The 12,634-nt window shown below is 49.4% G+C and carries 11 protein-coding genes; all 11 read right to left on the reverse strand.

Translation table 11 applies throughout. From position 1 onward, the window contains the following. Positions 1–23 precede the first annotated feature (23 nt). The gene (accB, locus tag EDM59_RS06340) at positions 24–542 is read right to left on the reverse strand and encodes an acetyl-CoA carboxylase biotin carboxyl carrier protein (protein ID WP_122922821.1); all 519 of its coding nucleotides are present in this window, start codon (positions 540–542) and stop codon (positions 24–26) included. A gap of 281 nt (positions 543–823) precedes the next feature. Next, positions 824–1,471, reverse strand: coding sequence for a TetR/AcrR family transcriptional regulator (locus EDM59_RS06345; RefSeq protein ID WP_183192829.1), 648 nt, complete (start codon positions 1,469–1,471; stop codon positions 824–826). 155 nt (positions 1,472–1,626) lie between these two features. Beyond that, positions 1,627–2,787, reverse strand: coding sequence for an MFS transporter (locus EDM59_RS06350; RefSeq protein ID WP_122922823.1), 1,161 nt, complete (start codon positions 2,785–2,787; stop codon positions 1,627–1,629). Positions 2,788–3,040: 253 nt separating this feature from the next. Beyond that, positions 3,041–3,712: an AroM family protein gene (locus tag EDM59_RS06355; protein WP_122922824.1), complete on the reverse strand. Its 672-nt coding sequence runs from the start codon at positions 3,710–3,712 to the stop codon at positions 3,041–3,043. A gap of 205 nt (positions 3,713–3,917) precedes the next feature. Beyond that, the gene (locus EDM59_RS06360; protein ID WP_122922825.1) at positions 3,918–4,856 is read right to left on the reverse strand and encodes a M15 family metallopeptidase; all 939 of its coding nucleotides are present in this window, start codon (positions 4,854–4,856) and stop codon (positions 3,918–3,920) included. A gap of 202 nt (positions 4,857–5,058) precedes the next feature. Then, positions 5,059–5,988 carry a bile acid:sodium symporter family protein gene (locus EDM59_RS06365; protein WP_122922826.1) on the reverse strand — a complete coding sequence of 310 codons (930 nt, stop codon included), beginning with the start codon at positions 5,986–5,988 and terminating at the stop codon, positions 5,059–5,061. 222 nt (positions 5,989–6,210) lie between these two features. Next, complete coding sequence (msrA, locus tag EDM59_RS06370) at positions 6,211–7,179, reverse strand: peptide-methionine (S)-S-oxide reductase MsrA (RefSeq protein ID WP_122922827.1); 969 nt, start codon at positions 7,177–7,179, stop codon at positions 6,211–6,213. A gap of 177 nt (positions 7,180–7,356) precedes the next feature. Beyond that, positions 7,357–8,571: a M20 metallopeptidase family protein gene (locus EDM59_RS06375; protein ID WP_122922828.1), complete on the reverse strand. Its 1,215-nt coding sequence runs from the start codon at positions 8,569–8,571 to the stop codon at positions 7,357–7,359. A 25-nt stretch (positions 8,572–8,596) separates the two neighbouring features. Then, entirely contained in the window at positions 8,597–9,997 is a 1,401-nt protein-coding gene (locus EDM59_RS06380) for a M20/M25/M40 family metallo-hydrolase (protein WP_122922829.1), read from the reverse strand. Continuing rightward, positions 9,997–11,655: an ABC transporter substrate-binding protein gene (locus EDM59_RS06385; RefSeq protein WP_122922830.1), complete on the reverse strand. Its 1,659-nt coding sequence runs from the start codon at positions 11,653–11,655 to the stop codon at positions 9,997–9,999. The genes EDM59_RS06380 and EDM59_RS06385 overlap by 1 nt, the downstream gene beginning before the upstream one ends. A gap of 39 nt (positions 11,656–11,694) precedes the next feature. Further along, a complete protein-coding gene (gene opp4C, locus EDM59_RS06390; protein WP_122922831.1) occupies positions 11,695–12,609 on the reverse strand; it encodes an oligopeptide ABC transporter permease in 915 nt (304 codons plus the stop codon). Positions 12,610–12,634: the final 25 nt, after the last annotated feature.

Genomic DNA, 12,634 nt, shown 5'->3' on the forward strand with positions numbered 1-12,634 from the left:
CCGATCGGTGAAAGCCTCACCGTTTATTTTGCCGTCTTGACGAGGAACAGGGGCTGCCCGAGATCAACCAGCTGTCCGTTTTCCACCAGGACCTGCACAATTTCCCCATTGACCTCTGCTTCGATTTCATTGAAGAGCTTCATCGCTTCTACAATACATACGATAGTAGATTTCTCCACCTGACTGCCAACTGATACATAAGGGGCCGCATCAACTGCTGGGGCGGCATAAAAAGTACCTACCATCGGCGAAGTCACTTTATGCAAGTTTTCTGTGCGATCCTCTGCGAACGCTGGAGCCTTTTGAACCTCTGCTGTCGGACGTACCGTTTCGATAACCGGCTTTGCAGCTTCAGCTTGGGGTGGCGCAGCAGCTTTGACAGGTGCGAGCACTACCTTCGTCGCGGGCTGTGTCTGCACAACCACTCCATTCGAGCGTCTTTTAATGGACAAGCGTGCATCCTCTTCTTTGATCTCGATGGATTCTACATCCGTTTGCTCCAATAATTTCACGAGTTCTCTCACTTCATAGATCGTCAGCACAACCATTCCTCCTGTTTCTCCGTCAACGAGTCGGCTCGCGAACCTCAAACCGACCAGTTGGTTTGATGGCTCTGAGCAAGACCGACCAGTTGGTCTTTGTTCCAGTATAACAAGTTTCTGAATAATAGTACAGACCAACTGGTTGGTCTGACGGAACTATTTTTCATCTCGTTGCAATGCTTCGTACAACGAGAGAGGGTTTGGAGCGACCAAAGCCCCATCCCGCTATCTTCTCGCAGCGCGATTTTTGACACAGTCGCTTTTTTCTCCTATAGCTGTTCCTAAAAAGGCTTAAACGGCATCTCCGCCGATGTCAAAAAGAATCGATTAAAATCAGGGTTTGCCATCGCATCCTGTTTCAGTACGGAGTGCAGGACCATATCTGCATAAATATCGGCAATTTGCTCAATCGAGTAAGTACCCGACTTTTGGTACCATTTATAAATCCAGTTCACCATCCCGAAAATAGCCATCGATACGATGGGAACAGGCAGCTCGGGACGAAATTCCCCAGAGTCGATACCGTCTTGTACCACCGTGAACATGATTTTTTTGTAACGATCCCGCTTGATCTCGATGTCTCTGAAATATTCGGGGGCCAAGAACAAGCTTTCCTGATAGAAGATGGTCACTTGTGATCGATACAGATCGATCATCATGACGAAGGACTTCACGATCGCCTGCAGCCGCTCTGTCGGTGTTTCCCACTGCTCGTAAGCTTCCTCCGCCTTTTCCAGTACGTAAGAAATAAACTGATCATGGATGATGTAGAGAAGCTCATCCTTCGATTTAAAGTTGTGATAAAAACCACCTTTGGACGTGCCGCTTTCTTTGACGATTTGGTCCACCGTCACCCGATGATAGCCATTTGCTTCGAACAAGCGCATGGACGTTTCAATAATTCGTTCTCTGATTGATTTTTCGCTCATTATCTTCACCCGTAGTCATTATAGCACAAGATCTGGTATCGTCACGTCCGTTGCCGTGCAAGTTCGCGATGAAATGAGAAAAACGATGCGCAGATAATAAATAGGGCCCTACTACTGTAAAGCCTTTGTTTGGCGTTTACACGTTCACAATCCGATTACCTGCTAACTGACGAGCCTTGCTCGGCTGCCGATTGCTTTTCTTTTGTCAGGAAGGCGCCACCGAGCAAGAAGGCCCCGCTGATATAAAAGACCGCAACAAGTCCACCCCAGCTTCCAATGACGCCAAAAAACAGTGGTGCAATGAGCTGCGAGAGTCGATTGGAAGCAAGCCGCAGCCCCAACACTTCACCTGTGCGCGTTTTCGGCGAAGCGTTGTATGTCGTGGTCAAGGATAAAGGTTGCCCACATCCCAATCCTACCCCCATGATGGCGCTCAACACCAGCAGCCACCACTCATTGCTGACAAACGGAATGAAAATGAACGAGATCCCCGCCGTTAAGATGGAAAACAGCAGTACCTTTTCCCTGCCTGCCTTTTCCGCAAGCTTGGCTAAAAAGAATCGGACTGGAACCATCGCGAGTCCTTGTATGGCAACAATCCACCCGATATTCGAGTCTGAGATCCCCAAATGACTCGCATACAAAGGGAAGTACGCCACATAAATATCACGAGAATACAGGACGAGCGCACTGGTCGCAAGTGCTTTGCGCAGCAGAGGAATCCGCAATAAAGTAAAGGAGCTGCCTGATTCCTCTGCAGCCATCTGCTTCTTCTGCCCCACCACTTTTGGTATCAGCAAGGAAAAACCAATCGGCACTACGCTGATGATCACCGCCACGATAAATACGGACGCATACGATACATGCTCCGACAAGTATCCACCGACGACTGGACCAATAAAGCTCGCGAGTGCCACGACTGTGCTAAAAATGCTGAAGTAGTGGTCGCGATTTTCTTTTGTCGCTGCTTTCCCTAAGACATTTTGCATACAGACGTTGATGAAAACATGGGATATCCCTACAATGGCCTGGGAGACAAATAGTGAAGGCAATGTCGGAAACAGAAAAGGAAGTGTCAGCCCAATCGCACAGCCGATATTGGACAGGAAAAGCGGAGTGCGGTCCCCAAAGTAATCCGCAATTTTCCCCGCATGGATGGCAAACAGCAACGGAAAAAAAGCAAAAGTCGCAGCCAATATCCCGATAAGAAACGTATCTGCCCCCAAATGGGACGCATACAACGTCATGATCGGTCTCGTGGCAAAAATCATGATCTGGAATCCAAAGGTAATCATCAGTACATTACGTAAAATCATTCCTGTTCCCCCGACTCTTCTCTCTCGTTTCACCTATTCATTGTAGTAAAATTTTGATAGAAACAGATATTCCGAAAATTTATCACAGTCATTTAAAAAGCGAATGTGATGGAAGGCTGTTCAAGAGGTTGTTATGTACCAATGTAAGATGCTTTTGCGGCAATGTGAAATAGCGGTTTTACATGAACGGAGATAACTTGCGGTTATGAGAGGACAAACAAAAAGCACCCCGTATCAGAGTGCTCGCTGCTCGTTAAATCATTTCAGATAAAATTTTCGCCATGAGGGCAGACGACAGGATGACTGGCAGACCCGTCAGATCACTTACCAGCTGACGCGCTTCTTCTGTGTATCCCATGCAATCCAGAAGGAGGATATCGACGTGATCCTGCAGTGGGGCTACCGCCTTCCGGTATGTGCCTGCGTCCAGCTTGAACGGGGAAGCCACAGCAAACGTAGGATTTAGCCCGTGTGGCGTATACTTTTCACGAAGACTTTCTACTTGCTCTGCAAGCGGCACCAAAACACCCAGCCTGCGCCCTTTCGTTATTCCTGCTATGACGGGAGGAAGCATTTGATCAGGCTCCACAAGAACGGTCCGCTCTGTATGAAGCCCAGGGAAGACACCTGTGCATAGCAGAAGCGTAGTGGAAATCCCACGACTCTCCATGTCCCTGATCTTCTCTTGTAAAATAGGCTGAATGCTCTCGCGCGACATAATGACTGAACTTCCATCCAGCAATCGCGATGTCAAAACATATTCGCCTGGTCCTGGAGACAGTTTGTCTTGTATGTCTTTCTGCGCCATTCCATCGAGCACTCCAGCTTGAACCAGCTCAGCTCTACCATCCAAATAGGTTTCAATGATGGGCCCAATGTCCATTCTTGGCGCTTGTCCGATCGTAATCATCCCTACCTTTTTCATCGTGGCGGCCTCCCTTTCTTTTGTCGAATAATTATTACCTTTCTTAACTTTCCCTTATTAGTTTATCAGTGTTCCGTCTACTTTCCCTATGGTACGCCGTCCAAAAGAAAGCCCGCTTTTTTGTGTGCGCTTACAATCGGCTCAAACCAAAAAGAGAAAGCCGTCCTCTCCAAAGGAACGGGCTTTCTCTTGTTCATATCATCCACTACTGTTCTGACGAAACCGGTGCGACCCCAAAGTACTCTTCCATGGTCGTTTGCTTCTCTTCAATCGCTTGTGCCACTTCATTTCCAACATAACGCAAATGCCACGGCTCGTACATATACCCCGTGATGGCGTCCTTGCCCTCTGGGTAACGGATAATAAAGCCGTATTCATGCGCATGGTCTGCAAGCCATTTCGCTTCCTTCGTTCCAGCAAAGCAACTGGTTGCTGCGCATTTTCCGTCCGCGCCTGACACGTCGATCGCAAGTCCGGTCTCATGCTCACTCGTTCCTGGGACTGCACTGTATGTACGCGCCTTCTCCAGCCCGTCCTGCTGCACATAACGGTTAAATAATGCCTTCTGATAGGCATGTGGACGATAGGCAGATACACCGGCGAGGGCTACTCCATCGGTTTTGGCAGCCGCAAACAGCTTTTCCAGCGCTTCCGCTGCTTCCTTTCGCATTTGGCGCTTTTCACTCTTGGCGGGGAGCAGATAGGGCACATTCGGGAAAACGAGATCCGTCGGCTGATAATTATCCGGCAGTTGCCGCTGTTTGTTGACGAGAACGGTTATACTCTGCGGCTCCGCTACTACCTCGAGATCGAGGTCTGGAATCTGCACCGAATCAGAAGGCTTGCCGGATGGCTTCTGCTCTACCGGTTTATTGGAAGCAGCTGGCTTTTGCGGTTCCGTAGTTGATTTCGGTGGTGTCTTCACCGGCGCTTGACCTTCTGTAGGCTTCGGTGCCGTTTCAGTGGAATTGCTCGGCTCCGACTTTTGTCCCGGTTCGTTTTTTTCAGTCGAAGCAGGGGCATCGGATTGAGTAGGCGCCTCCGATTGTGGAGGAGCAGCAGCACTACTGCAGCCTGTCACGAGTAGGAGTGCGGTTGAAATCAGGAGAAAGTGACTTTTCACAGGATTCCTTACTTTTTTCATCTTGTCGTTCCTTTCAATCCCGGCGAATTCACGTAAGTCCGGTCTGGGTGTTCGTACCTGTTACCTTTATCGTACGTAATCATTATGACATACATCCACCCGTTTTCGTTACAGGTTTCCGCAGTTTATGGTCACAAAAAACCTTCGCTCCCTCCAGGCATGACTGGCGAGGGCGAAGGCTGCTTTGTTGACATGTTTCCCGCTATTTCTCTTCCTTTTTGGCGAACCAGGTAGCGAGGACAGAACCAGAAATATTATGCCACACGCTAAAGATGGCACTTGGCACAGCTGCAAGCGGGTTGAAGTGGGCAGCTGCCAAAGCAGCTCCCAAACCAGAGTTTTGCATGCCAGTTTCCAAGGTAACCGCTTTTCTTTTGGCAAGATTCAATCCAAACAGCTTGGCAAAGCCATATCCCAGCAAATAGCCAAGTACATTGTGCAGGATGACGACGGCAAAAATCATAAGTCCCGTTTCTACGATTTTTCCTTTATTAATAGCTACCACGATCGCTACGATCAGGACGATGGCGATCGTTGAAACCAATGGCAGCGCTTTTGCACTCGCAGCAGCTTGCTTTTGAAACAACGCCTTGACGATAACTCCGAGAACGATCGGCACAATCACGACCGTCACGATATCCATAAACAGCGATTGGGTATTAATATTCATCCATTGACCGGCAAGCAAGGAAATCAGAGCAGGCGTTGCCAGCGGTGCGATCAGGGTCGATACAGCAGCGATGGATACACCCAAAGCCACGTCTCCTTTGGACAAATACGTCATGACGTTTGAGGCCGTACCACTCGGACAGCAGCCAACCAAGATAACACCAACGGCAATGTCAGGCGGAAGCTGTAGAACTACGGCCAGGATAAAAGCGAGCGATGGCATGATCAAATAATGGCCAACCACCCCGATCAACACATCCACCGGGCGACGAAACACTTCCCGGAAGTCTTCCGAGGACAAGGTCAATCCCATCCCGAACATAATGACACCGAGCAGGAGGGAGATGTATCCTTTTCCTCCCACAAATGCTTCAGGGGCAAAAAATCCGAAGATCGCAAACAAGATTACCCAGATCGAAAAAGTGCCTCCTACAAATTTACTGATTTTTTCAACGGTATTCACTGCATCTCTCTCCACTCTCTTTTTTATCTCTATTGTATTTTTTTCATTATACTTTACGACTTTTCATTATTCTATACACTCTCACAATTCCGTCTATACTTATTACCTATATAACTATAGTTTTCATATCAGAGCGCGCGTTCGGTCAGTTTCATGGAAGCACCTTCTCTTGAATAAAAAAGACCGCCAATCTCCCCCTTTGGGAAGCCAACGGTCTTTTGATCATTTTTCAAACAAACGTTTGTACTCGCCAAAGCCTTCCTCTTCCAAGCGATCTTTTGGAATAAATCGAAGCGCAGCCGAGTTGATGCAATAACGAAGTCCATTCTCACCGGGACCATCCTCAAACACGTGCCCCAAATGGGAATCCGCGTCTTTACTCCGTACCTCGGTACGTATCATATTATGCGTCAGGTCCATGTGCTCGGTGACTACTACTTGATCGATCGGCTGTGTAAAAGATGGCCAGCCACAATTGGAATCAAACTTGTCCAGCGAGCTAAAGAGCGGCACGTTCGAAACGATATCGACGTAAATTCCTTCTTCTATGTGATTCCAGTACTCATTGGTGAAGGGACGCTCCGTTCCACTATTCTGAGTCACTTCATACTGCAAGGGTGTCAGTCGTTGCTTCAGCTCTGCCTGCTTTTCGCGATCACGCCAAGCTTCCTTCGTAAATTTCGCACGGCCGGAACCTTCCCGATAGTACTGGTAGCGTACAGGATTTTTTTGGTAGTAATCCTGATGGTACTCTTCTGCAGGATAGAACGTCATGGCAGGCAGGATCAATACGGCGATCGGCTTTTGGAAACGTCCGCTCTCGTCCAGCTGCTTCTTCGATTCCTCAGCTAGGCGACGCTGTTCTTCATCGTGATAAAAAATGGCTGGTGCATAGGATTGTCCTCGATCCCCGAACTGTCCACCAGCATCAGTCGGGTCGATTTGCCGCCAAAATAGCTGCAGCAAATCTTCATAAGAGAATTTTGCCGGATCATATGTAATCTGGACTGCTTCATAGTGACCCGTCGTACCGGAACAAACCTGCTCGTACGTCGGGTTCTCCACTGTCCCGCCTGTATAGCCAGAGATCACTTTCTGAATGCCTGGCATTTTATCAAACGGGCTGACCATGCACCAAAAGCATCCACCCGCAAAGGTAGCCAGTTTGTAACCATTTGTGTCGCTACTCATGCCCTTCGCCTCCTTACATTTCCCTTACATGCTTTCCTCCCTTCGATTGTACCTGTTTTTGAAAAAGAAAGTCCACCTCGCAACTGTTATACATACGTGCACTCTGTGAAAGGCAAAGACCCCGCCAGCTAGCGAGGTCTCTGTTTTCATGTGTCCAGCCTAGCCTAACATTTCCGTTTAGCCTTGCGCAGTTGCAGACTCGATAGGACTTGGAAAGGACGATGCGTCGCCCCCAAAAACGATGGAAAGAAACGCTTTGCCAGTCAACAGTATGGCTCGTTCATCTGCATCAAACATGGGATGGTGATGCGGATACGTGGCCCCGATCTCCGGATTACGTCCACCTACAAAGAAGAAGGTACCCGGGACTTTCTGCAGGTAATAGGTAAAATCCTCACTCGCCATGCTTGGATCCAGGTTTTTTACGTTTTCCTCGCCTATCAGATGTTGAAACAGCCTGCGAACGACTTGTGTCTGCTCGGGATGATTCCAAACAGCGTCATAGCCAGAACGATAGCGAACCGTTCCGACAGCACCCGCCGCTTCGCAGGTAGCTTCCGTGATCTGGCGAATCTGCTGCTCCACGAAGCCTCTGACCTCCTGATTGAAGGTACGGACATTCCCGTTGATGTGGCAGGTGTCGGGAATGACATTTGCTGCAAGCCCGCTGTGGATTGATCCAACGGACAGGACGACAGGTTCAATCGGATCTACTCGCCTGCTCACGATCTGCTGCAAATTCACCACCAGCTGACATCCTACCACGAGAGGATCGATCGTCAAATGCGGCTGTCCGCCATGACCGCCTTTTCCTGAGATGTCAATCTCAAAGCCATCGCCAGCAGCCATCGTATAGCCGTCTGTCACTCCAATCGTTCCATACGGCTCTGTAGACCACACATGCGCACCGTAAACTTCATCTACTCCGTCGAGGCAGCCGTCCTCAATCATGGCTTTTGCGCCACCGGGAGGCATCTCCTCTGCAAATTGATGAAGAAATACGACGTTCCCAGGCACTTGCTCTCGCACTTCGCTCAAAACGTGTGCGACACCAAGCAAGGCCGACGTGTGTATGTCATGTCCGCAAGCATGCATGACTCCAGGGACGCGAGATTTGTACTCGACCTGTTTCTCGTCCTGAATGGGCAGTGCGTCAAAGTCTGCACGCAGAGCGATCGTCTTTCCTGGCTTGCCGCCACGTAAAAGTCCAACGACTCCTCGTCCACCGACTTCCGTCCTGACCGTAAGTCCAAGTGCTCGCAAATAATCGGCTACTTTTTGCGGGGTATTCACTTCCTGATAGGAAAGCTCCGGATGCATGTGGAGATCGCGTCGAATATTCACCAATTCGGGGTAAAGCTGTTCCAATCTTGCGAACAAATCAGACAACATCCGCCTATTCCCCCTTCTTATCTACTTACGCTTCTACGTTTCTTTCTTCTCCTGTCAGTGCTGCCGCAAATCCCGAGAGCAGCAGGACCATATGGGCAATCCCTTGCTCAAAGTCCTGCAGTCGAATGGATTCGTTGGGAGCATGCGCTTTCGAGCCTACCCAGCCCACACCGGTACTGACGATCGGCAGCTTCAGCGTTTCTCCAAAGGCGAACATCGGTCCTGTACCCGCTGAATTCGGAGCGAGAACCGGGCCCTTTTCATAGATGACTTTGGCAGTGTCGAGCACATGAGCGACAAACGGATGATGGAAGTCGGAACGATACGCCTTCTGACCATTGATCATCGTCGCCTTCACATCGTCAAAGCCATTGGCCAGCAAGTGCTTTTGAATGCAAGCGAGAATATGCTGTGGGTCCTGCCCTGGTACCAAGCGGCAATCTACTTTTGCCTTCGCGCTCTTCGGTAGAACCGTTTTGGCCCCTTCTCCCGTGTAGCCGCTTTCCAATCCGCAAATCGTCATCGTGGGATGGAAAACCATCGCTTCACGTGGATCGGTTCCCTTCTCGGCCGTGATAAGAGGTCGTTTGAGACCATACAGCTTGCTCACGGCTTCTTCGTCAAAAGGAAGCTCCGCTACGACCTGTTTCTCTCCATCCGTAGGCTCTTCAATGCCGTCAAAGAAGCCTTCGACCAAAATCTCGTTCTGCTTGTTTTTCATGGAGGCTAATGCCTGCACCAGGCGCCATGCCGCATTATCCACATAGGCTCCCACGGAGGAATGCATGTCGATATCGGCACCAACGCAAGTCAACTCCATGTATGCCATGCCCTTGATCCCTGCTACCATGCTGATGCGGTCTTCCTCGTCCTTGGAGCCGAACTCCCAGATGCATGCGTCAGCCGCAAACAGCTCTTGATATTCTTTTAAATACGGCTCCAGATTCGGACTTCCGATCTCCTCTTCGCCTTCGATCATGAACTTGATGTTGCATGGCAATCCGCCAAGCTCACGATTTAAAATCTGAATGGCAGTCAGCCGGGCAACCAGGTCGCCTTTATTATCGGCGACCCCCCGTGCAAACAATTTCCCGTCTTCGATGACCGGATCAAATGGCTCCGAGTTCCATTCTGCAAATGGCTCTGGAGGTTGAACATCGTAGTGATTGTAGAACAGCAAGGTTTTCGAAGCATCGCCTTCACTACCCGCCGCAAAAAACGCGTAGATGACAGGGTTTCCACCTAACTCATCGAGAATCTGTACTTCGCCGCCAGCAGACGTGATCATTTTGGCAACGAACTCAACCGTTTCTGGAATCGCTTTGTGCTGCGCCGATATGGTCGGAAATCGCAAATACTCCTTGAGCGTTTCGATCGCACCTGGCACACTTTCCTTGACGATGCTGACCAGCTGTTCTTTTTCCATTATTGAGCGCCTCCCATGGACCATTTTTCAAGGTGATTGTGGAATCCGAAAATTTTCGGTTCCCCAGTGGCAACCTGTTTGGAGTAGGCGAAGAAGTCACTATCCGAGTACAAGGAAATCAAAGGTACATCTTGATTCCAAATCGCTTGCAGCTCGTTGTAGATTTCTTTGCGTTTGTCTGGATTCGCTTCTGCTTTCCCTTTCAGGAGCAGCTCATCCACTTTTGGATTGTTGTATTTCATGAAGTTAAAGGATCCAATCGAGCTGTACAGGGAGGATATTTCCGGGTCGAGTGTAAAGGTGAGTCCCATTAACAGCAGCTCGTAGTCTCCAGCCTTTGCTTTTTGCATGATGGTCGGGAAGTCAAACGTAGATACTTTGACTTTCAATCCGATCGCTTTCAGGTTTTGCGTCAAAATGTCTGCGGATTGCTCGCGAACTTTGTTGCCGAGTGGAACGACAAAGTTGAGCTCATGGTTGAAGTCCCAACCCGCTTCTTGCAGCAGCTGCTTCGCTTTCTCTACGTTGTAGCTGTACTTCTCCAGGTTTTTGTCGAGATACGGGCTTACAGAAGTGTACGGTCCATCCACGATTTCACCGTAGCCACGCAGCAGTTTGTCTACAATTTGCTGACGGTCGAGCGCATACGTGATCGCTTGGCGTACCCGAGGATCTGTGATTTTTTCGGTGTTAAACATCATCGTTTGGAAGCCGTATTGCGCTTCGCTCTTCGTCGTTACGTTCTCAAACTTTTTCACTGTCTCGTAATCTTGCGGTGGAATTTTCCCGATTCCGTTACCAATGTTCATTTGCAGCTCGCCTGTTTGCAGCTGCGCTACGAGGTTTGGTGCAGGCATAATTTTGATGAACATTTTATCAAGCTGCGGTGCTCCCAGGTAGTAGTCTGGGTTCTTTTCAAACTCGACGTACTGGTCCTTTTTGTACTGAACAAACTTGAATGGGCCGTTCGTTACCGTTGGCTTTTGCATGAATGGATCTTGCGACAAGGCGGCTGGATCAATTTTCTCAAGCGCGTGCTTCGGCAAGATCATCAGCTTGGTACCCAGCTGCTCTTTGATCATATTCGGATCGACAGGAGCTTTGGTCTTGAACTCAATCGTTTTCTCGTCAATGACTTTGACACCAGGCAGCTCAGTTTTCCCATCCTCCAGCTTCCCTGTGTCCTTCGTGCCTTCAAACATCGACAGATAGCTGCCTACAGAAATCTCTACCTTTGGATTCGCGATCAAATTGAACGTGAAGGCTACATCCTCTGCCGTTACCGGTTTGCCATCCGACCATTTGGCATCCTTGTTAATTTTGATGGTAAAGGTTTGGTTGTCAGTTGTTTCAAAAGAATCAGCCAGCTTCGGAACAAACTTCAGCGGCGCTTCCATCTCGAGGAAGGAGTCGAACATGAATTTTTCTACAAACTGAGAGGCTACGTCCGCGCTGTTGATCGGGTTAAAGAGAATGGGCGGATTGACCAGGCCGAGGAACATCGTTTTCCCAGCCGCGCTGGTAGTTGAGCCACCACTGTTTGTCGGTGCGGCAGTGCTACCGGTACCACTCGTCGCTGTATTGCCGCCTCCGCAGCCTGCGAGCAGCAAGAGTGAGGCAACTGCTGCAATACTGATGCTTCGATTGATTCGTTTCATTCATAGACCCCCCTATTTTTTTATTTCACCCAACCCTTTTTACTTCAAGCTTTTCGGGTCCATCGCATCCCGCAAGCCGTCTCCCATGAAGTTGATGGAGAGTACAGCGAGCAAGATCATCATGCCCGGCGGAACCCACAGCCAAGGTTGAGATGACAACACTGTTAACGATTGCGCTTCTGTCAGCATATTGCCCCAGCTCGCTGTAGGCGGCTGAACGCCCATCCCCAAAAAGCTGAGGGAAGCCTCCATGATAATGGCCTGCGCAATCCCAAAGGTCGCATTGACCAGAATGGGAGCCAAGCAGTTCGGCAAAATGTGCTGAAAGACAATTTTCGGTGTGGAGTAGCCAAGTGCAACACCCGCCTTGACGTAGTCCATTTCTTTAATAGAAAGGACGCTCCCTCGGACAATCCGACAAATAGCTGGCCATCCGAGTAAACCTAACACGATAATGATGTTATAAAGGTCTGGACCCATGATGCTGACAAGGACCAGAATGACCATCAGATAAGGGAAAGACATGAAAACGTCTGTAACGCGCATGATCACCATGTCTACCCATTTTCCAAAGTAGCCGGCTATCGCTCCCAAGACGGTTCCGATCACGACGTAAATCGCAACGGCCCCAACCCCAACAGAGAGTGACACTCGAGACGCATAGATCAGACGGCTCAAAAGATCACGTCCCACCTGATCGGTTCCCAGCATATGTTCGCCTGATGGCGCTGCCGCAAATTCCCCAGAAATCTCATATGGATCACTCGGGGAGATCAACGGGGCGAAAACGGCTGACAGAATAATCAAACAAAAAACAATCAAGCCAAGCACAGCGAGTTTATGCTTGAGGAAGCGCTTGGTGATCATGCGCATGTAGCTTTCCTCTGCCCCCAGTTGGGCTTGAACATTTGACAACGGAATGTCCTTCTCCGTGTTTACATTTGCCATCGACATAGCTGTCCCTCCCCTCCAACATTCG

This window comes from Brevibacillus nitrificans (genome assembly GCF_003710965.1).
Classification (GTDB): domain Bacteria; phylum Bacillota; class Bacilli; order Brevibacillales; family Brevibacillaceae; genus Brevibacillus; species Brevibacillus centrosporus.